Below are 20,999 nucleotides of genomic sequence, written 5' to 3' on the forward strand. Positions count from 1 at the left end.
TGACATGGGCACGCCCGCAATGATTCATTCATTCACGGCCGGGCTGGGCCTCCCTTATCGTGCGAGGCTGGACTCGCTCTCTTGCTGGGCGAGCTGCATGTGTATCGCAGCCAGCTCGTCGTAGGGCGACGTCTTGTGCAGGGCCTCGCTGGTCTTGCTGTTCTCGACGCGCTGCGCCATTTCGCCAGCACCGAGCAGGGCGCCGACGACGGCGGCCAGGCCGTACCAGTCGATGCCGGGCCATCGGGCAACCAGCAGGGGAACGAGCGCCGCCAGTGCGGCCAGGATGCGGACGGAGTGGGTACGCAGGAATTCCATGGTGCTCCTTACTTGGCCTGGTGGCCGGGGTCAGAGGTCTGGGAGGCCGTGGCAGCGGGGACCGCCGGGACAGTCGGGGTCACCGGGGTGGCCGGGGCTGTGGACGGCTTCGGGGGATCGCTCGGCTTGTCCGGATTCGGCACGTCGGCCGGCTTGGTGATCGGCCGCGGAATCGGCTTCTTGGTGCCGCAGCAGTCACAGGAGCACTGGCACTTGACGATCACGGTCACCGGCTTCTCGGACTCATGCGCCTTCGGCTTCGCCACAGGGGCCGGGGCGATCGGCTTGGGTGCCGCATGCCGCGGGCCGGCGGCCGTGGGTGCTGTCACCTTCGGCGCCGGGCCCTTGACCCGGATCTGCTGGCCGACCTGGATGACGTTGGGGTCCGTGATCGCGGGGTTGCGGGCCAGAAGCGCGGTCAGGGACTGCCCGAAGGAGCGGGCGATGCCGCTGAGGCTGTCGCCTTTCTGCACGGTGTAGAAGTCGCCGGTCGTGGCCGGTGTGGTCGGCTTGCTCGGTTCGGGCGTCGGCTTCACCGGGGGAACAGTCGGCTTGGGCGGCGGTGTCGGCGCGACCGGAACAGTAATCTCCTGGCCCTCGTCCACACGGTCCGGGGTCTTGATCTGAGGGTTGGCTGCCAGGAGGGCGGCGAGCGAGACACCCAGCAGGGCCGCGATGCCGCTCAGCGTCTGCCCCTTCTTGATCTTGTACTTGCCCGTGGAGCCGCCCGAGCTGGTGGCCGGCGCCGACGCGGTGGCCGCGTAGGTGTAGCCGGACAGGCCCTTCTTCGACGGGTCCGCGGTGGTGATGCCTTCCGCGTAGGCGGGGTAGCCATAGCCGTGGACATAGGCGTCGCGGCGGAGCCGCTGGCGCTTCATGACCTTGTTGCCGTTGGCGTCGTTGGTGAGGCTGGTGTTGCCTTCCACGCAGTAGATCCAGTCGCGGTCAAAGGCGTAGCAGATGCCGGTGTGCGTGCTGCCCGACGTCCCGTAGATCACCTGTGCGCCGATGGCGGGGTAGTCACTCCAGCGCGAGCGCTGCTTGAACCAGTTCATCGCGGACCAGACGGAAGCGGTGCGCGGGAAAAGGTCGGCCACGCCTGCCTTCATTGCAACCCAGGAGACCCAAGTCGCGCACCACGGCTGATAGTTGCTCCACTCAAGACCCGGGACCTGGCCGCTGTACTTCTGGTGGCCGGAGGGGCGTTCGCCCGGGGCCCGCTGCGCCTGATAGCCGACCTCCCCGAAGGCTATGGAGAGAACGTTGGAAACCTGACTCATGGCGCCTCCAAAAGGGCATGAAAAAGGGCTGGCCGAAGCCAGCCCGCGATTAATTAATTACTTCAGGTCAGTTGCTGCGATGCAGCGCGGCAAGCCGTGAAGGATCGAGGGACGTCAGCACCTCGATGAGCCGCTGATTTTCACGCTCGATGCTCGTGAGCCGCTGTTTGATCTCGGTGAGGTCATCCTGAAGCCGGTCGGCCCGAGCCTTCTGCGCCTCGGCCTCCCCCTTCCAGACCTCAGATGTTTTCGCCTCGTTCGTGGCGCGCAACACCACGTAGCCACCGAGCACGGTGGCAGCAATACCCACCAGCCCAAAGGCGTTGAGAATCATCGTCGTACTGGTCATTCGCCAAGCCCCTTCGAATCCGGGGCTATTTGAATGGCGCTGAACGCGTTCATCGACCAGCTCTTGTTCTCAGAGGTCGCCTTGGTCCAAGTGCCCCCGTACCCGGCCGCTGTGGCGTAGAGCAGGTCACCTTCCGCGAGGTGGGCCAGGCCCGAAGTGCTTACGCTCAGGTAGCTGCCGATGATCTTCGTGTTGTTCAGCGACTTCAGGAGCGGAGTGCTCCCGCTTCCATCGCGCCCCGAGGAGCACACCAGAGCGTCAACCATGGCGGTCTTCTTGCCATCCATGGTGGCCGGCGGGCGGAAGGTCAAGTTGGCGCTGAGGAAATATGTCCCCGAGGCCGGGCACCTGAATCTCTTCATGTCCGCAGAGGTCCAACCTTGGCGCTCGAAGTCCCAGAGGTCCCACTTGAGTTCCACTCGGCTGGTGAACTCATCGGTGGACTCCAGCCCCTTGGCTCTGAAAGCGCTCGGGGTGACGAGTCTGCTGTTGTTCTCATAAACGTATGGGTTGAGTTCCGCGGCCGACACGAGCTGTCGGGAGGGCCACGAGGGGTATGTGAGCAATTAGCCTCCCATGTAGGTCGCCCCCAGGTTGAATATTCGGCCGTCTCCGGTGCCGTTGGTCCAGCGAGTGTCGGCACCCCAGCCGTAGAAGCGGACGTTGAGGTTTTCCTCGGCCTTGAGGTACACAAGTTCGTTGACCGCGACCGAGCAGTCCATGTTGATTCGTGTGGTGCTGTTCTGTGCGAGAACCTTGGCGTCGCCACTGTTTCCGTGGATCTTGAACTGGAATCCGTAAGAGGCTGTGTCCACGCCGCTGGTGTGCTGCACGGCGCCGAAGAATGTGACCAGGTACAGGCCGGAGTAGGGGATCTTGATTGCCGTTCTCTCGGCGTAGCCGTCAGCGAGCCTCTGGAGTGCAAACCCAGGGTCGTTGGCGTACATGGTCTTCCACGAGAGGGCCACCCTCTCCTGGCCGGACGCAACGTTGAACGAAGTGTCACGTGCGAGGAACCTTGGGCGGTTCTCCAAGTGGATGAATGCGTCGAAGGTCTGGCAGTTCATCGTGTCCACGCTGACGTAACTGCCGTCAGACCACCGTGCAAGCGCCGGAGGCGGGGCGGCGGACTGCGTCCAGCCGTTGACGCTCGGGGCGAGCATGAAGGCATTCAGGTTGGCGTCGAAGTCTGCCGCTGCGATCCACCAGATTCCGGAAGCGCCAGAGTCCAAGTACACCTGGGCCTTCACGAAGGACCCCTTCGTGAAGTATTCGGTGACGCTCACCTGGATCGTGGTGTAGTTGGAGGCCATTTGATGCTGAAAGGTGGTATGCCCGATGGCGCCTGATACGCCCTGTCCGCTCGCGCCGTCGACATAGAGGTAGGCGTTCAAGTTCTCGCCGACCCCCCGCACCGTGTTGCCGTGTACAGAGGCGTTGAAGGTGACGTGGTAGACGCCATCCTCCGGGATTTTGAAGCGGGTGCTGTCAGGGGTGGTGAAGCCGTTGACGTAGATGCGTTTGGAGTCCCACAGGACATCCCGCTTCTGGCCCGCGTAGAGGGCCTGTCCCGATATGCCAGAGCTGGTGACGACTCCCCGCGTCGAGGCGTAGGGCATGTTTGCGTAGTACTTCTGCGGTGCGGTCACCCGCTCGTTCATGAGGTCTGGGCCCGGAACCTCACGGGCCGACCACCGCTTGAGTGCGGGTTTAGGGATGGTTCACCTCACTGAAGGTAGGTTGTCTTACCGAGCACGGACGCGGCGGCGTCGCCGAGAATCCAGGTCGGCTTCCCGTCACTCCTGCCGGGGATGGTCACCAGGTACATGGCCGCGGCGTCCACCTTGGTGTTGAGCTGGAGGGCCCCGAGCGATGCGCCGGCCCCTGGGGTGTCAGCCGTGAAGGCGCTGATCTCGTACGAGCCGAACCGGCCCACGACCGCTTCACGCGGAAGAACCCCCTCGGGCCACGCGTAGCTGGACACCTGACGGGACACCGCGAGCGCCACGAAGACGCTCGTGTAGTCCTTGGACGGCATGAGGGGGACCTTGTTCACGTCCTTGTGGAGCTGCATGTCGCTCACGGGTGTCACGGACTGATTGGAGACGTCGCCGTTGCGGTAGAGCAGGTTCATACAGGCAGCCTGGGGGGAGCCGCCGAGGTCCCACACGACATCGCCTTCCTGGCCGGTGTACGGCCAGCAGACAACCGCGAAGGACATCTCGTCAGTGGACGGTGAGATGACCTGGGGAAGGTGGCCAGCAGGGGAGGCGAGCTTGGCGAAGCCCTTCATGTTCGCGCAGATCGAGACGACGAAGTCGTTGACGCGAACTCCGGCCGGGACGGGAAGCCCGGCGTAGCGGGTGTCCTTGTAGTTTCCCTTGTTTGAGCCGACGAACGCAGCGAATTCGCGGGCCGGCGGGGCGGAGGACACCCACCCCTGCCCGTCCCAGTACTGGCCCCGGGGAACGCTTGCCGTCCATTCCGTTCCGGTCCAGTAGTTGACCTTCGGGGCACCCCAGGCGGCGCCGTCCCAGACTCTCCAGACGTTAGCCATACTGCAACCACACATCCCCGGGCTTGAGTTGGCTGGTAGGTGGCAGAGCGGAAGCAGGCCCGGAGTACACGCGGGCAGATCCAACGTTCGGGGCGATCACATTGCCGTCCGCCTGGAGAGACCCGGTGATCAGGACGTTGCCGGACCTGCGTACGCGGAAGACAGAGGTCGCTCCATCCGCGCCGCCCTGGACGTTGATGGCGTTGGTGGTCTCGCTGGTGTTCTTCGTGAGGACGACCAGGCCGGTGTTGTTGGTGAACGGCTGGATGTAGAGGGTTCCGTTGCTCTTGAGCTGTGTGCCCACCTCGCCCGCACGGTTCATGCGGAGCACGTCGTTGGTGCCGCTTGCGGCCTCGACGTTGAGCCACGCATCGCCTGGGACGGTTGCGACGTCGTTCTTGCCGGTGCGCCCCACAGCGGCATCGAACTTACGGTCCGTGTATTCGCGGTCCTTGTGCGGGTCAACGTCCGTGGTGAGGTGCTTGGCCAGCCGAGAGGACAGGCTCATCTGGATCAGCTCGACCCGCTTCGCCACCGTGCCGGCCTTCGCCCAAAGGCGCTCCACTCCGGGAGGGCCGAGGAAGGGGAGGATGTAGCCGTACTCGTCGGCTGTGAGAGTGCTCTGCTCGATCTGGCTGCCGTTCTCGACGTCCACCAGGTCCATAACCCGGTTCGCGGTGTCGGTGGGGCCGTCCCAGATGGTGACCGGAGCACCAGCTACTCGTCCGCCGTCCACGTCTTCGGCAACGTCGGCGGTGCCGCCGCCAAACAGGTACCTTTCCATCGGTGGCTCCTTACTCGTTGTAGGCGTTGGTCTCGTAGACGCCGGAGACAACGATCGAAGTCTGAGACGGGAAAACCGTCAGGTAGTCCAGGCCCTCGCTCAGGTAGTTCTGGCTCGGGTACGTCATGCGCACGGTCTTGCCCTTGTTGCCGCCGTTGGCCATTCCGGTGATCGCCACGAAGTTGGGCATCCCACCCCGGTAGCCGCCGTTGAGCATGTAGCCCGCGAACGACTGGCCGATCACGCCGTTGAGGTTCTGGGGCAGCGTGAAGCTGAGGGCACCTTCCTTCGCGCGGATGTCCGTGGTGGACGAATTGTTGAAGTCGATCGAGAACCACACCAGATTGGGGGCTGCCCAGCGCCAACGCCCCCGCAGGTTCAGGCCCTTGGGGAGGCTAGCGGCGTTGATCAGGTCTGGTGCGTAGTTCCAAGACTTGCCCAGGGTGCGGGCGGTAGCCACGCCGTCGCGCCCCTTGTAGATCTCCTCCTGGACGTGCCGCGCGTCGCTGTCGAGATCGAGGGCGAAGGTCCCCTGAGGGAGGAACCGGGTGGAGTCCGCGGCCCACCAGGGGAAGGCCACGTGGGTCGGCGCATCGAAGGGGGCCCGGTCATAGAGCTGGGGGGTGCCGTTGTTCCTCGGGACGAAGACCTCCCAGATCACCATCTCCCACTGCTGGCCGGCCTCATGGAGCGGTTGAGGCGGAACGGGGTTCGAGGAGGGCTGGCTCTGCCGGACATCCATGTTCACCGAGCCCTTGGTGTGGTCGACCCGAATGACGACCACGTCCCTACGGTCCTTGCCTTTGTCGAAGTTCGGGCCGATCTCGAACTGACGGGTGCCGTCGAGCTTGTAGTAAAAGCCGCCCACCCAGGCTTCGCCCGCCCGAATCTCCAGAGTCCTCGTGTTCGGGAGGATCTTTGCGTAGAAGGGGAGCGTCGTCGCGTCGGGGGAGGCAGCGGTAATGCGCGTCGCCACGCGATCCCCGCCCCACATCGTGGCCATCTTCTGCCAGTCCACCTGACTGACGGCCTGTCGTCCTCCCTCTCCGCCGTCCTTCTCGAACGGGAAACTAATCTCCGCCACGGTTCACATCCTTGCTTCCAACTTGCGCAGTTTCTCTCGCATTTCGGATACGTGCTTGTACAAGTTCAACGGTTCACCGGTCCCCTGTTCACCGATTTTCGGCACGACCGTTTCCGTACGGCCCCCGTCTTCGACGGTGATGTTGACCTCGCGGACGATGTCCTCGTAGACCTCGCCCTCAATGTCCACGGACACCTTGTCGCCGACGAAATAGTCAATTCCAAAGCGGCATTGGGGTGTCTCGATGGGGTAGATCTGAAAGTTGCCGTTCTTCTCTGACTCTTTCAATACGGCGTCAGCGGCCGTCTTCATCGCGTCCTGGTAGATCTTCAGGGCAGCGGCTTCGTCCTTGGCCCCGGGCGGCAGCGTGAAGCCGCCGTCCTTGGGCTTGTTGAGGACCGGCTTTCCGGCTGCGTCGGTCTTGAGGGGGATGTCGCGGCGGTCGATGAACTGCTCGCTGATCAGGCCCCATTCACGCTCGTCGTCGGTTAGCCCGTCGGGGCCGTAGCCCGTCTCCGGGTACTGGCGGATGAATCGGTCTTTGCCCTCACCCTGCGCTGCGACGATGGCGCGGGTCACGCGAGGCGCTGTCAGCGTGGCGACGTACTCGCGGAGGTTCCCCAGCTCGGGGGAGAAGCGCACACTGTTGGTCTTGTCCTGCGGGAGGAACGTGGTGAGCTTGATCTTCTTGTCATCGGGGTGCCACAGGAAGCGGTAGCCGATGCCGCCTTCCTTGGTCCACTTTTCGGCGAGCGCTCCAAGGTTGTCGTAGCGGACCGTGCCGGCCACCTTGGCGCCGATCTTCGGCGCGACTCCCGGCTGATCGCCGACCGGGGGTGGGACCAGGGTGACGCCGGGGGCCTTTCGGCCTGCCAGTCCGCGGGCGCCGAAGGCGAGGTCCATCTCGACCCAGAGGGCCTGGCCGGCCTCTTCGCCGATCGGGCGGGCGTCCCGGTCGCGGTCCTTCCACTGCTCGTTCGCGGGGTAGGTGGTCATCCCGTCCGTGCCCCAGTTCTTAACGCCGGGGAAGGCGAGGTATTGGTAGGGGAGCTTGTTGTCGCACTTGCCGCCGACGTACACCGAGCCCTGGCCCGTGTGCTGCTCGACGGTCCAGTACTTCTGGAACTGCTCGATCTGGCCCGAGAAGATCGGCTCGTCATCGCGACCGTCCAGCCAGACGGCGATCCCCCCGCCCTTCTCCAACAACTTTGCCTGCCGCGTCTTGTCCTTGACGAGAAGCTGCCAGGTGCCCTGCTGGTTGTAGCGGATGATCAGATCCAGCTTGATCCAGGTGTCCAGCTCGCCGACCCGATGAATGAGGCCGTCCTCGTCGGGGCGGCCACGGACCTCTATTCGGTATCCCAAAGCACCTCCTAGTAGGTCTCGTAGCGGGGGGCGATCGTCATGCGCAGCGTCGCGTTCGCGCTGCCGGGCACCAGCTCTATGCCGATCTGCGATCTGCCCGAGGGAAGGGGCCACAGGGACGGTGACTTGCCGAGCAGGGGCCAGTAGTTCTTGCCCTTGCCGTCCAGCAAGGTCTTGTGGCCGGGGCGTGTGTCGATCTTCAGAGTGGTGCCGCCCGGTACGGCGTCCTGAGCTGTGCCGTCGATGCCGAACGACCGCTCACCGCAGGTGAATCGGAACCGACGCACGGGCCCCGTGACCTCCCACACGGGCCAGGCGTCCACGTCGCCGGGGTTGGTCACGGGGAAGTCTTCCCGTGACACGAGCCCCTGGCTGATCGAGAGGGGGAAAAGGGACTTCGCGGGCTTCAGGAACGAGGCCCCCTGGCCGAACGTCCATTCCGCGACATGGAAGTCATCGCCGTAGTACCAAGGGTCCATCGCTGTGAGCTGGACGCCGTAGCGAATCCACCGGAAGCCACTGCTGTCTTCTGACTCGTTGCCCTCCAGGCCGCCCTTGTACCAGCACTTCAGGTACCGGGCAGACAGGCCGCTTTCCTGGATCTTGAGCACGCAGTGCCCGTTGAGGGGATTGAGGGCCCGTATGAGTGACTGCTTCAGGCGCCGGACGGTGTACCGGTCGATGCCGTACAGGAACAACGGGATCATGATCTCCCGCGCGGCGGCCCTGGTGCTGCGGTACATCGACCCGGCGAGGTTCGGGCTCGTGTCGGAATGGATTTCCATAGGGGGCATGTCGAGGCCGGTGGCGCCAGCCTGCATGAAGATGTTGGGCCAGTAGCGGCCCCCGAAGCCGGTAAGGGGGATCTCCTCCCCCTTACCAGCGTTGCCCGTGATCGATACGTAAGTGTGCCCCCACTTCTTCGAAACAGGGGGACTGGGACGATTCTCCGGAGGTATCTCTGGGAGAAAATCCCATGAAGCCGGAATTGGCATACACACTCCTATCCATCACATGGCGTACATCGCCTCCACGTACTGAAGGCCGCGAATCACGGCCTGAGTTGTGTTCTCGGCCTTTGCTTCGTGAACGTGAATCTCGTAGCGTTTCCCAAGGAGATCTCGGGTCTCGGCGTCGTTGTAGACACGCTCGCCACCGCGGAAATTCACCAGCTCGGGACCTCGCTCGCCCACCAGGGCCAGGCCCGGCGAGGCGTAAGTCGTCCCCGTCCAGTAGCCCTTCGGCGGCTTGCCGGGGTCGGCCTGCTGTACCCGGCTGATGTCGCCGTACCGGTCCCGGATGTAGTTGATCGAGGCGGCGATGTTCGCCACCGGATCGAAGATGTCCCAGCTCGTACCGGCCTGGTGATACGCACGGAAGGTCGGGTCAATCACCTGGGTCAGGCCCTTGGACGGGGTGCCGGCCTTGGCATTGGAGTCCCAGTTGTTGACCGCCCGGACGTTGCCCCCGGACTCGCGGCGAATGATCGTCGCCATGCCGTCGGCCCACCTCGACCCGCTGACCCCGGTCAGCGCCATCGCCCTTGCGATGTACTGGCCGATCTCGGAGTCCACGCCGCCCCCGAGGGAGCCGATGAACTTCGGGATCGAGCCGGGCCAGGCGTTGAGGACCGGGCCGTCCGCCGAAGCGGAGCCACCGCCCGTTGGCCGCAGCGCGGCCGTGGCTGTACGCCAGTAACCCCGGGTTCGCTTCAGCGAGTTGGACTCGTTACCGCCGACCGTCTCATCCGGGCCGGTCTTGATGTTGATGTGGCCGTCCCCCCGGTAGGTCAGCAGGTCGCCGGGCTGGGACTGGGCCACCGGGACGTGGCGCATCGCACCGTTCCAGGCCGCCACCGCCGGCCAGCGATTCCGCGGCGTACCCTTTGGGCTCCCGCCATACGCAGCGTTCGCACCCGCGTGGTCCACGACCCACGAGACGAAGTCCGCACACCAGGACTCCAGAGCCCCCTCGGTGTACTTGGACCCGCCCACCATCGGGGCTTCCCGCTCGAACTCGGACAGCGCGAGTTTGACGACCGCACCGCCTCCCGTCGTGTGCTCGTCGACCCACGATGTCCACTTCTCCAGCCACGGCTGGCCAGCCTGGAAGTCCCGCTTCGCGAGATCTCCGGAGAGGCCGAAGGTTTGCCCGACCGTGTCGAGCATCGGCTGAACGACGTCCTTCCACCCGGCCTTGAACGCGGAGGCGTAGCCGTCGTAGTCGTCGTCCTTGTGCCGCTTCACCCAGTCGCTGCCGGACTGGCCGCCGAAGCGGGCCGGCCCGACGATGCCGCCGCCTGCGAAGGCGTTCCCGCCCCGCCGGGCCACCGCATTCCAGTGCAGAATCGTTTCTCCTCCGAGGGCGCGAACGACCTCCGGGCGAAGGATTCCTTCTCCGGGGCTGAGTACGGCAGGGACGGAGTCCACCCCCGGCTGATAGCCAGGAACGACACCACCGCGGGCGAAGGCGAGGGTGCGAAGGGGGGCCTTGGTGCCGGCCAGCTTCGCCATCTCGCTCATCATCGAGACCGCGCCCTGGTTGTAGGGCCCGGCGAGTGTGCTCCTGGTCGAGGAGTCCACGTACGACATGGACGAGCGCCAGGTGCTCTCGATTGCCTGGCCCGTCTGCCGGAAGAAGCTCGACAGCCCCTGAAGCCCGGACCGCAGGCGAGTGAATGAATCGATCATCCGGCCCGAGGCGGAACCTGTGGTGCTCTGGACGTCGGACCAGACTCCCTGGTTCGTGGACTGGAACTGTCGGTGCGCCTGAGACAGTGGCCCGGTCAGGAAGCTGCCCTGACGCTGGTAGGTGGGGACGAGCTGGCCGTCGACGGCCGTCGTGGCCCGCTGGGAGATCTGCGCCCAGGACGTATCGGAGGTTGCGCGGAGCTGCCGCAAGGCGGCCTCGATCGACGCCACTGCTTCAACGATCTGCTTGGCGGCCTTCTCGAACGCCGTGGCGTTGGGGGCGGCGACAGCAGTCGTCGGCTCCTGGGCGGTGCCCGACAAGGAGCCCGATTTAGCCCCGGCATTGAGCTGCTGGATGGCGGCGAAGCCGAGGAAGCGGGCCGCTTCCGGCCTCAGTACCGCCTCGCCGGGGGACAGGAGCGCATGGACGCTGTCGTTGCCCGGCGCGTATCCGCCGGGGACGATCCCGCCGTCCGCGAACTTGAGCAGCCCCTCGGTATTCGGCATCGCCTCTTGGGCTCGCGCCCAGAAGTTCTGCCAGACCTCCTCCGCGAACTCAGCCGGGTTGGCGATCAGATCCTGAACGGTCTGGATCATGTCCCGGACACCGGCCAGCATCTCCGAGAACATGGACTTCATGGCCTCGATGCCTTCCTTCAGCACCGCTGCCGGGCCGTCGGTCGCCACCTTCTTGATCAGGCCGCCGATGGACTTCACGGTCTCCCAGAGGCCACCGACACCGTCCTTGAGCATCTGCCAGAGATTTTCCGGATTCAGCAGGTCAGTGGTGAACTTCGCTCCGCGCTGGAGGATGTTCCCCTGCCCCTTCCAGATGTCGTCCCAGAAGAGCTGGCCGGCGGTCGGGGCCACGGCGCCCGCCACCAGGCCCAGGATGTTCCCGATGCCGGTGGGGGCGGTTCGAAGCAGTCCCGGTATGCGGTTCGTGGCGAACTCGCGCAGGTTGTCGAAGCGGTTCAGCGCACCACGGCCAGCCGCGTCGCCACCGGTCTGCGACCCCCAGCGACCGACGTTGTGACCTGTCGTGCCGCCGATCGCCCGCCCGGCCGTGGCCATCTGAATGCCACCACCGAAGGCGCCCGCAGGCGGGCCGAGGTTGATCGAGTCCCACAGCTCGCCCAGGATCGACAGCGGCCAGGGTCCGGACTTGCGTGTCCCCTTGCCTGCCGTGCCCTTCGCGTGGCGGGAGATGTGGCCTCGGGCCGCCGCCGCGTTCCACTGGTTGATCGTGTCGGCGCCGAGCGCGTGTGCCACCTCCGGCCGCAGGATGGCTTCGCCGGGGCTCAAGATCGCCGGGTAGTTGTCCACGCCAGGGGCGTAGCCCGGAATGACTCCGCCGAGCGCATGCTTCTTCGAGCCGCCGCCCTTGCCCTTACCCTTGCCGCCACCTCCACCGAAGCCGGTGAGGCCGTTGACGGCGGCGATCTTCCCTTCGAGCTTTCCGGCCTTGCCCTCCGCCTGGTCAAGGGCATCGCGGAGCGTCCGGACCTTCGACGTGATGCTCCCGAGGCCGCGCCCGTTGACGTCCTTGATCTTGCTGTTGAGATCCCGTGCCTGGCTGTACGAGCCCTTGACCGCCGGGGTCAGCGTCGAAGCGAACCGCCCCCGAATCTGGGACAGGGAACGGTCATTGAGCTGTCCCACTTCGGAGCCGACGTTGGCAACGTGCCGCTTGGCCGTATCCGACTTGTCCTTCAGGTACTCGACTTGCTGGCGGACCATGCCGAGCTTGCCGTCATTGAGGTCCCGCACCGCGCCGTGCGTCTGTTTCACCTGCTGCTCAGCCGCGTTCGCAGAGTCAGCGAATGAGCGGAACTTCGTGGTGATCTCGCCCAGGCCCGCACCGTTGAGCTGCTGCACCCCCTGACGGACACTGCCGATCCGTTGGTCAGCGTCTCGGGCACCGGCCTTCACCGACGCGCCTGTCTCTCCGCCCAAAGACTCGGCGAGGTTGTTGAGCCTCAATTCATTCAATGACCGGATGGCAGCCTTGACCGTCTCGATCTTCTGATCGACCTCGCGGAGAGCACGCTCCGCGGCCTCGGTGTTGAGCTGTATGGCTTGGGCTCGGCTGTCCTGGCCGCGAGCACGGTCGACCATGCGCCGCCCCACCGAGCGGTCATCGCCTCCGTGAGCTTCGGCGCGCCGCTCGCGGTACGCCTCGCGGAAGTTCCCACGGCGGGCCGTCACGCCTGCCAGGAACTGGTTACCGGTACGGAACGCGCCACGAGCGCCCTTGGCCAGACCGCCGCCGACCTTGAGCAGCGGAACGAAGGACTTGCCCAGCTTGCCAATGACCTTCGTCGCCAGGCCGATGGCTATGGCCAGTGGGCCGAGGACCGCAGCGACCTTGACAGCCTTGGCCACCAGGTCCTTGAGCCACGGTTGATCGTTGAGTAGTCCTTCCGTCTTCTCGACACCAGTGAGGAGGAGCCCCAGCGCCCGGACGAACTGGCCCAGGAGACCGCCGGTGAGGGCCTTGAAGTCCGGGTCCTTAAGGAGGTTGCCGAGACGATCGATGAGACTGCGAACGTGTTCGCCCAGCTCGGTCCACTCGAATCGGCCGGTCTCTGGATCGAAGTCGCCGAACTGCTTACCGAAGTTGAGCTGTGCTTGCTCCTTTACGGACTGGAGCTTTCCGCCGATCGATTCGGCCCCCAGCGCCGCCGCAGTCCCCTTGACGCCCTTGCGAGTGTCGTACGCCTTGAGGAAGTTGGCGAAGAACTGCTTGGAGGAGACCCCCTCGCCTCTTTCCTGGACCTTCTTCAGGAACTCCTTGGCCTCAGTGTCGTCGTCGCCCTTACCCGACGTAGTGAAGCCGGCCATCTTCGCCAGCTCGTTGATGGGAATGCCCGTACCTCGCGAAAACTGCTTCAAGCTCCGGGTGTTGAGCTTGGACATGTCCATCATCATGTCCGCGCTGTACATGGCGCCCTTGACCCGCTCAGGGTCCAGAACACCGTACGAGGCAGCAAAATCAGCGATACCCCGAATAAGCTCTTCGCTCTTCTTCAGGGACACACCCGTCGAGTCACCGTAGGACTGGAAGTTCCGCGCAAGCTGCTGGAACTTATCCGTCATGTCCTCAAGCGAGAAGGGCGTCTTCACCGCGAAGTCCTGGATCGACTTGACGCCCGTCATGACATCCTTGTTGTCGAAACCGGCCCGCTCCAGGCCCCGCGACGAAAGGAACTGCATGTCTGCGGACTGCGTTCCGATCTTCGTCACGTAACCCGCTGCCAGCGCGAGCGGAGCCACCAGGTTTTGCGTGATCGACCGGCCGACCTGCTCCAAGTTCGTGCCGAACGTCTCCGTGCCCTGCGAGAGAGACTTCCACTGCTCGGCCGCGCTCTTGGTGCTGCCGCGGTGCTCGGCCATGAAGCCGCGGAGCTGACGTTGATTCGCGGTGATGGTGTTGGCGTACTCGCGGCGCTGTACCGCAAGGTCCCGCAGCTCGTTCTGTAGGGCGGCGGTGCGTGCCTGGATCGCGAGGCGTTCCTCGGCCAGGCACTGGCGGGCGGCGAGCTGGGCCTCGCGCTCTGCCGCCTTCTGCTCGGCGGCTGCCTGGCGGGCGGCGGCGACCTGCTCGCGTTTGGCTTCCGCAACATCACGGGCGAGAGCACGCTCCTCGGTCCGCTCGGCGGCGACGCGGCGACGTGTCTCCGCCTGGGCCTCGTGCTCCAGGCGCTGCTTCTCCTGAGCCTTGGCCCGCTCTTCGCGGATCGACTCCTCAACCGCCTGGCGGTTGGCGCGGACGACGTCGTTGATGGCTCGGCGCGTTGCGGCGCTGATGCCCTGCTCCAGTTGCTCGCGCTGCTTAGCGAGGTTCCGGTAGGTGCGGAACTGCTGCCCCGCCTCCTCACCGTGGAACCGGCTGAGGCTTCGCTCGATCTGCCGGAGCTTATTGGAGGTATCCAGGGCCTCCTTCTCGGTCATCTTGCCCGCGGCCTTGGCTTGCTTGGCAGCAAGCGAGGCGATACCGGAGAAGCCCTGACCCATCGAGCGGGAGAACGCCTTGCCGGCCTGTTCTCCCGCCCGCGTCATCTGTCGGGTGAGGTCGGTGTGCATCCGCGCCAGACCCGTCTTCGACAGCTCCGGGTAGATCTCGATGTAGCCGGACCCGACCTTGACCGGTGCCCTTCCGCGGCTCGCCATGTGGCCCCCTACAGGTTGTTCATCTGCGTGAAGAAAGAGGCCACGTCGGAACCGGAAGCGAACTCGAACTGCGGTTCCGGCCGCTGTTCAGGCTGTCCCGGACGAGGCAGAGGCATCGGAGGTTCGAGGCCGGTCTCTTCCGAGGAATTGGCCTGGATGAAGAGGTAGTTCGACAGCTCGATGCCATCGCTGATGCGGGCGAGCAAGTGCTCGTGGGTATCCCAGGTGGTCGATTCGTCCAGGGCGGCCAGGACCGATGAGCGGCCCGGTTTCCTGCACAGCGACGCGATGAGCACGCCCACGCGGCGTATTGAGAGCCGCCCGCGCCACAGGTCCAGCAGATCAACCCCGAAGTGTTCGAGGAGATCGGCCTCCAGCTCGTCGCTGAACTCCTGAATGACGCGGACGGTCGCGATTAGTTTCCCGAGTCGCCCTGACCGGAAGCCTTCGCCACCAGGTCAGCGAACTCACCGAACTCACGGATCGTCGGGCGGGTGGCCTTGTAGGCCGCCCACTGCTCATCGCCGACGATCAGGCGGACGGCCGTCAGCTCGTCCTCGGCCTCCAGCAGCTCAAGCGGCATGTCGAGGGCGTTGGGAACCTCGAAGGTCAGGCCGCGGTGCTCGAAGGTCGTCGGGCCGGCCTTGGCCTCAGCCTTCTTCGCAGCGGTCTTCGCGGACGCAGTCTGATTCGCGGTAGCAGTCACGGGTGTACTCCTGAAAATGAGAAAGCTCCCAGGACGCGGGGGCTTGAGGGGAGATGGAGGGGGCGGGGATTTCTCCCTCCCCGCCACGGGAAGTACGGCGCGGGCGCGCGCCGTCAGTCGCTCAGGGTGTCCTTGGCCTCAACCGTGAGCCGCCCAGCCTGCGCGGAGTGCTCGCCGTCGCTCGCGCTGATGGTGTAGCCCTTGAGCGCGGCGTCCGCTGCGATGGTGACCCGGACGTCGAAGGTGCCGGTCGGGCTGGCGTTGGCCGCGTCGGCGACCAGCTTCGGGTCACCCGTGGTGACGGTGATCGGGGCGTTCGGCTTCGCGCCCTTGCCGGTTACGTGGATCTCGCCGCCCTGCTTGACGGTCTCCTGCGAAAGGTCTGCCTGGAACTTCTCGCCAGGGAGTACCGCGCCGTCCTTGATCGCGTCGTTGGTCAGGACGTAGCCCAGGCGGCCCGAGGCGTCCAGGGCCTCGATGGTCAGCTCGAACTTCCCGGCCTCGGCCCGCTGGAGCTGGATGGCGCCTCGGTCGGAGATCATCGCCCGCTCGATCACTGCGCGGTACTGCACGGCGCCCTGTGACCAGTCCACAACGAGGGAAATCTCGCTCAGCTCCGGAGTGCTGGACAGGTCCAGGCGCCAGGTGTCCTTGATCGGCCTCTCAGATCCGTCCGAGCCCTTTTCAGTCGCGGGCTTCCACTCCGCGCCGAAGAAGAGTTCCGTGGTGGCGAGGTTCGTTTCCAGCAGGGTGGCCTTTACCTGGAACGACGCCTCCTTGACGTTGTAAAGGACTGGCACCGCGCTCTGCCATACCTTTACCGGGTCGGAGGAAATGGAAGGCGTAATTGTCACGCCACCCTCATCCACGTATCCCATCGGGGTGTAGCCGCTCGGTGCAATCCCCTTAACGCCGCAGTCAGTTGGAGGCTTCGGGCCAGCGCCGGACTTCGGGAGGGGCGCGAAGTAGAGAGCGCCGTCGGGGGCGAACCGAATCCGGCCTGCGTCGTTACCCTTAGCGTCAGCAGCCATCGTGTGTCTCCTCTTTATGGCATGAAAAAAGCCCCCATTGCTGGGGGCTGGATGAGAGGGAAGCTCTATCCCTCGGTGATGAACACGGAGACCTCGCCGAGATAGGAATGCTCTCGGGAAGTCGAATCCGGAAAGTAGCGGGGGCTGATGCCATCGGAGACATCGAGCACCAGGGCGCCGCCCACTCGGCGGCCTGGCAGATCCTCAAGCAGGTACTCGCGCACGAGGTAAGCCAGCTCGGCGGCTTGGTCGCGACGTTCCGAGTACACCTGGAAGGTGATGTCGGCCCGGTCCATGCTGTCCCGGACGGCCCTGTAGCCGCCCGCGTGCTCGACGTAGATAGCGGTCTCGTTGGGTTCCCGGCCCACCAGGTCCCCGGTCACCGCGTGGGCCAGCTCGGGCTTCTCACGCAGGTAGTCATGGACGACGGAGACGGGATCGATCCTCACGACTCCCTGACCTTCATCAGGGCGCCTTTGAGGATGTGCCGGCCCGCATGACGGCGGCCGGCCTTGTCTCGCCAACCGAACTCCACGAGGAGCGGGTGACGGTCAGCCTGGACAGCGGCGTGCACGACGCCGTTCTCCTCGAAGGCAGTGACCGAGATCGAGCGCGAGTACATGTTCCATGAGCCGCGCTTGTTCTTCGGCGCCTCGCCGCGGGCCAGGGCCGCGATCTCCTCGGCCTTCTTCGCGCTCAGCTCCGCCGCTTTGGGGGAGGAGACGACCTCCTTGAGGCCAGCCTCGGAGAGGTCGAGTCGGAATGCTGCGGGCATCAGTGCTCCACCCTCCAAGCGCGGACCCGGACATGCCGGATCGAGCCGTAGTTCCACTCCATGGGATCGCCGTCCACCTCGTAGGTCCGGCCGTCGAACTCGACACGGTCCGCGGAGTCCACATCGGTGCCCCAAGGAAGGAAGACCCGCAGGCGTTCCTGCGCGGTCTCGCGCTCGGGGGAACGGGCCTCGAAGGCGCGGTCCGGCTGCACGTGGGCCAGGCCCTCGAAGACGTTCCGCGCGTTCGACCAGTCCCGGCGCTTGGTGTAGGCCGAGTCCTTGATGTCCGCTCGGCGGATCACCACTGGGTCACTGAACAGAAACAGCTCCTACCCCCTTTCCAAGCGGATGTAGGAGAGGGGGCGTCGGTACCGCTTCAGCGCGGTCCTGGCTGCCGGGGAAAGCTGCTGGGCGGACGAGGTGGGGCCGAACTGGACCTCTACGTCACCCACGCGCTCCGACACGATGCCGGGCTGGACCGCCAGCCACCGGATGACCTCCGAGCACAGCACGGCTCGAATGCCGGGTGCGTCAGGGGAGTACCGGCTACCGCAGTAGTCGCGGATGAGGGCCGAAGCATCCTCAATGAATGCCTCGACTCGCGGCTTCTCCGCTTCCTCGAACCTCCGCCCGATCCTGACCTCGATGTCAGCAACGGATACGGGCATGTCGGGCTCCTAGGTCAGGAGCCCGAGGGCGCGGGCGTCTTCGTCTTCTCGGTGATCGACACCTTCAGGCCGCGCACGAACGATTCGCCGATGCCGACACCACGCACCGAGTAGTCCGGGTCCTCTCGGACCGTGGACAGGCCGTACATGGTGTCCAGGCCGATCGTGTCGGCCTTCTTGGCGTAGTCGTAGTCGATCAGCATGCGGGTGGCGATGCCGTTGATGTTCTGGACGCTGCCCTGCACGGCGCCCATCGGGATCGCCGGGCAAGCACTGACCAGGAGCATTGCGCTCTTGTGGAAGAGGTACATCTCCAGGCCGAACGAGTTGTGAATCACGATGTCGAAGCCGTAGATCCGGCCCACGACAGCCCGCCGCAGGGCGTTGGTGTCGCCGGAGTAGTCGACCGCGACGAACTCAGGGTCCTTCAGAAGGATGGCCTCGACCTCGGGACCGGCGATCAGGTACCGCTCGGACGCCGGCACGTTGGCGACGTTCATCGCCATGCGGGCATCCACGAGCGCGGTACGCAGGCCGAGCGCGCGGGCCTTCATGTTCTCGCCTGTCCCGTCCGGTGCCGGGATGGTCACCTCGACATCGCCGCCGATGACCTTCTTCTGCGCGGCGCTCAGACCGGATCGCGTGATGTTGGCCTTGATGAAGGTCGCGGTGGTGTCATCGAAGTACTCGGCGAAACCCCTGGTCAGCTTGGTCAACACCTGGGTGCCGAACTGCTTGAGGTCGAATGCCACCTGTTCCATCGACAGCGTGGTGGCGTTCTGAGCGAGGGTGGTGAGCTGGACGGGGAACCGGCTCTCGTTGATGAAGCCGACCGGCGCCAACCGATCGTTGGTCGGCAGCGGGCGGTCCGAAGCGGCGGCGAACTTGTTCTTGTCGCCCTTCACCGGGTTCCAGATCGGCTCAGAGATGCCGGCCGCCTGCACCGGGATGCCCCGACTCTCGCGGTTCACATTGATCACGTCACCGAGGCCGCCGGTGAACTTCAGCTCTGAATACCGGGCCGGAATGCCGCCCAGGGTGAGCTGACGGTCCAGGAGGCCGAGAGCAGCAACGGTGACCTGCTTAGGGTCAAGATTGAAATGATGCGTGGTAAGCGCCATAGGCGTGCCTCCAAAAGGGCATAAAAAAGCCCTCCTGGAGGGGAGGGCGTTCGAGGAATCTCGGGCTAGATGAAGGACCCGCCAGCGATGAAGTCAGCCAGCTCGTTCGGGTCCATGGAGGAAATGTCATTGCCGCCGGCCCGGTGGTAGCCCGTCCCCATGAGCTGAGGGAACTCCGGCTGCGCCTCAGGCTTCGGGAGTGAGGCGATCAGCTCGGTGACCCGTTCTCGGTCGGCGCGGCCGTCCTCGGCCACGAAGCGAGAGAGGTCCAGATAGTCGGTCGGCACGGAGACGCCGGCCGCGGCTGCCTGGGCTCGGATCTCGGCCTCAGCCAGCGAGGTCCCCACTTCCGCCAGTGCCACCTTCCGGGCTTCCGCCTTCGCCGACTCGATGGCCTTCTCCTGATCGGTCATCTGTGCGTGACGGATGCCCTCCAGCTCCTTGCTGGCCTGCTTCCAGCGCTTCTCGTTCTCACGGGACAGGCGCTTCCACTTCTCCAGCTCATCAGTGGGTCCGGCGTCGGCCGGAGTCTCGGGCGGCTGAGGCGCCTCGACCTCGGGGGCAGGGCTGGCGACAGGGTTGTTCTGCGTCTCGTCCATGCACTAATCCATTTCGGATGGACACGCCATTCCGGCGAGTCGACTATTTTTTCTCACTGAGCTTGCGATTCACGTTGCCTGAATTGCCTTGCGGAGACTTCTGCGCCATTTGAGCTGCTTTTGGTTCGCTCGGCGCAGTCCCTCCCGGCTCCTGTTGCTGGGGGCCGAGCTTCTGTACCTCTGCCGCGGCTCGGGCATCGTCCTTCCGCATTTCACGGAAGGCGCTGATCTGGGACGGGGTGTAACCCGCATCGCTCCACAATTGCTCTTCAGGGACGTTGAGCTGCTTCAGCTTGAGTAGGGCGTCAATATGTTGCGCCTCGGTCCTGTACTCCGGATCGCGCCACACAGTTTCCATGGCGAATGCTTTGGCTCGCTCGTCTCGCTTCACCGCGAAGCAGAGGCGGATTACCTTTTCCCATGCCTCGCCAAAATGAAGCATGCGTTCCCGGACCTTTGCGACGAGGCCAGCCTCTGCACTGATGATGGACTCGCCAGAGGGTGCCGCTCCTCCGTTTACAAGGAAATAGTGGGGCGGGGTCCGGGATATGGAACTCATGTGCTGGAGTAGGAGGCCGACCAGATCGCAATAGTTGCTGAGACTGGCGGCTTCGAATTGCCCGAACTTCGCCTGGGGGTCCTCGGCCTGGAGGAGCTTGTCCACCGCAACCTTGAAAGGCTCGACTGGGTTGCCCTGATCGTCTTCTACGATCTCCAGGCCCGTCACATACCGCTGAGGGAAAGCCGCAAATTCCGATGCGGTCAGCGCGTCCGAGACAGTCTTATTGATTGCGTCCTGAATCGGGATGACGTTCGCGAGGTCCGAGTACGGGGCGCCGGACAGTCGGGAGCGGTTATGAAACGGGACGACCGGGACAACGCCCAGAGGGTTCGGGCGCTTGACGCCGTTTTCCCATTCGGCCTCGCCGCGCTTGGTCTCATAGACGTATTCCTCGGTCCACAGGGTGACCCACTGCCGGCCCCAGTCGTCCATGAAGAAACGCGCTGCGGCTTCCAGCTCGGTCCTGCTGCCGGGCTTGTACTGGACGACCATGTTCTCGGCGGAGACGGGGAGGATGGACGGTTCGCCGTCCTTGTCGGCCCAGACCAGGACGTAGGCCCGGCCCTGCACCATCGCATCCAGGTGGACGGCGTTGGAGAGCACATCCATGCTGCTGCGCTGCCAGAACTCCCAGGCGTCCTTGTCGGTGCCGGGAGATTCGGGTATTCGGAAGGCGTCCACCGTCATGCGCTCGGTCGCGCTGTCGATGATCAGGCCGCAAAAGTTGTCGCGCCAGCTCTCGAAGACCTCGCGGAATTCGGCTTTGAAACGGGCCTGGGAAAAGGCGAGCCGCTGGTGCTCGCCTTCATAGTATTCGGCATAGCGGAACATGTCCGGCAACTGGTCTGTCAGCTTCCCGTACAGATAGGCGAGCCAGTCAGTTGGGGATTCCGGGGGGCCAGCCGCGGCGTATCCGTTGGGGGGAACAATCATGGAA

Annotated in this window: 21 protein-coding genes; all 21 read right to left on the reverse strand. The window is 64.9% G+C overall.

What is annotated here, in order from left to right:
- Positions 1-54 precede the first annotated feature (54 nt).
- The 21 genes from ACIBK6_RS02740 to ACIBK6_RS02840 all read right to left on the reverse strand — a co-directional run bounded on the left by ACIBK6_RS02740 (position 55) and on the right by ACIBK6_RS02840 (position 20,995).
- The gene (locus ACIBK6_RS02740; protein WP_399048126.1) at positions 55-318 is read right to left on the reverse strand and encodes a hypothetical protein; all 264 of its coding nucleotides are present in this window, start codon (positions 316-318) and stop codon (positions 55-57) included.
- Between the two features lie 8 nt (positions 319-326).
- On the reverse strand, positions 327-1,598 hold the full coding sequence (locus tag ACIBK6_RS02745) for a LysM peptidoglycan-binding domain-containing protein (protein ID WP_399048128.1): 1,272 nt from the start codon (positions 1,596-1,598) through the stop codon (positions 327-329).
- Between the two features lie 67 nt (positions 1,599-1,665).
- Positions 1,666-1,947 (reverse strand): hypothetical protein, encoded by a 282-nt coding sequence (locus ACIBK6_RS02750; protein WP_399048130.1) that lies wholly within the window; start codon positions 1,945-1,947, stop codon positions 1,666-1,668.
- A complete protein-coding gene (locus tag ACIBK6_RS02755; protein WP_399048133.1) occupies positions 1,944-2,513 on the reverse strand; it encodes a hypothetical protein in 570 nt (189 codons plus the stop codon). Before ACIBK6_RS02755 ends, ACIBK6_RS02750 begins: the two co-directional genes overlap by 4 nt.
- Positions 2,514-3,596 (reverse strand): hypothetical protein, encoded by a 1,083-nt coding sequence (locus ACIBK6_RS02760; protein WP_399048134.1) that lies wholly within the window; start codon positions 3,594-3,596, stop codon positions 2,514-2,516.
- Positions 3,597-3,673: 77 nt separating this feature from the next.
- On the reverse strand, positions 3,674-4,504 hold the full coding sequence (locus ACIBK6_RS02765; protein WP_399048136.1) for a hypothetical protein: 831 nt from the start codon (positions 4,502-4,504) through the stop codon (positions 3,674-3,676).
- Complete coding sequence (locus ACIBK6_RS02770) at positions 4,497-5,288, reverse strand: hypothetical protein (RefSeq protein WP_399048138.1); 792 nt, start codon at positions 5,286-5,288, stop codon at positions 4,497-4,499. Before ACIBK6_RS02770 ends, ACIBK6_RS02765 begins: the two co-directional genes overlap by 8 nt.
- Positions 5,289-5,298: 10 nt before the next feature.
- Positions 5,299-6,306 (reverse strand): hypothetical protein, encoded by a 1,008-nt coding sequence (locus tag ACIBK6_RS02775; RefSeq protein WP_399048140.1) that lies wholly within the window; start codon positions 6,304-6,306, stop codon positions 5,299-5,301.
- Positions 6,307-6,375: 69 nt separating this feature from the next.
- The gene (locus ACIBK6_RS02780; protein ID WP_399048142.1) at positions 6,376-7,851 is read right to left on the reverse strand and encodes a hypothetical protein; all 1,476 of its coding nucleotides are present in this window, start codon (positions 7,849-7,851) and stop codon (positions 6,376-6,378) included.
- Complete coding sequence (locus ACIBK6_RS02785; RefSeq protein WP_399048144.1) at positions 7,746-8,732, reverse strand: phage tail family protein; 987 nt, start codon at positions 8,730-8,732, stop codon at positions 7,746-7,748. Before ACIBK6_RS02785 ends, ACIBK6_RS02780 begins: the two co-directional genes overlap by 106 nt.
- 15 nt (positions 8,733-8,747) lie before the next feature.
- Positions 8,748-14,600, reverse strand: coding sequence for a transglycosylase SLT domain-containing protein (locus ACIBK6_RS02790; RefSeq protein ID WP_399048146.1), 5,853 nt, complete (start codon positions 14,598-14,600; stop codon positions 8,748-8,750).
- Between the two features lie 8 nt (positions 14,601-14,608).
- Complete coding sequence (locus ACIBK6_RS02795) at positions 14,609-14,902, reverse strand: hypothetical protein (RefSeq protein ID WP_399048147.1); 294 nt, start codon at positions 14,900-14,902, stop codon at positions 14,609-14,611.
- Between the two features lie 113 nt (positions 14,903-15,015).
- Positions 15,016-15,306 carry a hypothetical protein gene (locus ACIBK6_RS02800; protein WP_399048148.1) on the reverse strand — a complete coding sequence of 97 codons (291 nt, stop codon included), beginning with the start codon at positions 15,304-15,306 and terminating at the stop codon, positions 15,016-15,018.
- 113 nt (positions 15,307-15,419) lie between these two features.
- A complete protein-coding gene (locus tag ACIBK6_RS02805; protein ID WP_399048150.1) occupies positions 15,420-16,106 on the reverse strand; it encodes a hypothetical protein in 687 nt (228 codons plus the stop codon).
- Between the two features lie 296 nt (positions 16,107-16,402).
- Positions 16,403-16,786: a hypothetical protein gene (locus ACIBK6_RS02810; RefSeq protein ID WP_399048151.1), complete on the reverse strand. Its 384-nt coding sequence runs from the start codon at positions 16,784-16,786 to the stop codon at positions 16,403-16,405.
- Positions 16,783-17,112, reverse strand: coding sequence for a hypothetical protein (locus tag ACIBK6_RS02815; protein WP_399048152.1), 330 nt, complete (start codon positions 17,110-17,112; stop codon positions 16,783-16,785). The genes ACIBK6_RS02810 and ACIBK6_RS02815 overlap by 4 nt, the downstream gene beginning before the upstream one ends.
- The gene (locus ACIBK6_RS02820; protein WP_399048154.1) at positions 17,112-17,417 is read right to left on the reverse strand and encodes a head-tail adaptor protein; all 306 of its coding nucleotides are present in this window, start codon (positions 17,415-17,417) and stop codon (positions 17,112-17,114) included. Before ACIBK6_RS02820 ends, ACIBK6_RS02815 begins: the two co-directional genes overlap by 1 nt.
- A gap of 24 nt (positions 17,418-17,441) precedes the next feature.
- On the reverse strand, positions 17,442-17,780 hold the full coding sequence (locus ACIBK6_RS02825; RefSeq protein WP_399048156.1) for a hypothetical protein: 339 nt from the start codon (positions 17,778-17,780) through the stop codon (positions 17,442-17,444).
- Between the two features lie 14 nt (positions 17,781-17,794).
- Positions 17,795-18,901, reverse strand: coding sequence for a hypothetical protein (locus ACIBK6_RS02830; RefSeq protein WP_399048158.1), 1,107 nt, complete (start codon positions 18,899-18,901; stop codon positions 17,795-17,797).
- A gap of 65 nt (positions 18,902-18,966) precedes the next feature.
- On the reverse strand, positions 18,967-19,500 hold the full coding sequence (locus ACIBK6_RS02835) for a hypothetical protein (protein WP_399048160.1): 534 nt from the start codon (positions 19,498-19,500) through the stop codon (positions 18,967-18,969).
- A gap of 43 nt (positions 19,501-19,543) precedes the next feature.
- The gene (locus ACIBK6_RS02840) at positions 19,544-20,995 is read right to left on the reverse strand and encodes a phage portal protein (RefSeq protein WP_399048162.1); all 1,452 of its coding nucleotides are present in this window, start codon (positions 20,993-20,995) and stop codon (positions 19,544-19,546) included.
- Positions 20,996-20,999: the final 4 nt, after the last annotated feature.

It is taken from the genome of Streptomyces sp. NPDC050485 (assembly GCF_044458185.1).
Classification (GTDB): Bacteria; Actinomycetota; Actinomycetes; order Streptomycetales; family Streptomycetaceae; genus Streptomyces.

Coding starts and splice junctions, on each gene's coding strand:
- ACIBK6_RS02765 (WP_399048136.1), bottom strand. CDS start 4,504: ATGGCTAACGTCTGGAGAGTCTGGGACGGCGCCGCCTGGGGTGCCCCG.
- ACIBK6_RS02835 (WP_399048160.1), bottom strand. CDS start 19,500: ATGGACGAGACGCAGAACAACCCTGTCGCCAGCCCTGCCCCCGAGGTC.
- ACIBK6_RS02830 (WP_399048158.1), bottom strand. CDS start 18,901: ATGGCGCTTACCACGCATCATTTCAATCTTGACCCTAAGCAGGTCACC.
- ACIBK6_RS02770 (WP_399048138.1), bottom strand. CDS start 5,288: ATGGAAAGGTACCTGTTTGGCGGCGGCACCGCCGACGTTGCCGAAGAC.
- ACIBK6_RS02740 (WP_399048126.1), bottom strand. CDS start 318: ATGGAATTCCTGCGTACCCACTCCGTCCGCATCCTGGCCGCACTGGCG.
- ACIBK6_RS02745 (WP_399048128.1), bottom strand. CDS start 1,598: ATGAGTCAGGTTTCCAACGTTCTCTCCATAGCCTTCGGGGAGGTCGGC.
- ACIBK6_RS02840 (WP_399048162.1), bottom strand. CDS start 20,995: ATGATTGTTCCCCCCAACGGATACGCCGCGGCTGGCCCCCCGGAATCC.
- ACIBK6_RS02750 (WP_399048130.1), bottom strand. CDS start 1,947: ATGACCAGTACGACGATGATTCTCAACGCCTTTGGGCTGGTGGGTATT.
- ACIBK6_RS02790 (WP_399048146.1), bottom strand. CDS start 14,600: ATGGCGAGCCGCGGAAGGGCACCGGTCAAGGTCGGGTCCGGCTACATC.
- ACIBK6_RS02815 (WP_399048152.1), bottom strand. CDS start 17,112: ATGCCCGCAGCATTCCGACTCGACCTCTCCGAGGCTGGCCTCAAGGAG.
- ACIBK6_RS02785 (WP_399048144.1), bottom strand. CDS start 8,732: ATGCCAATTCCGGCTTCATGGGATTTTCTCCCAGAGATACCTCCGGAG.
- ACIBK6_RS02825 (WP_399048156.1), bottom strand. CDS start 17,780: ATGCCCGTATCCGTTGCTGACATCGAGGTCAGGATCGGGCGGAGGTTC.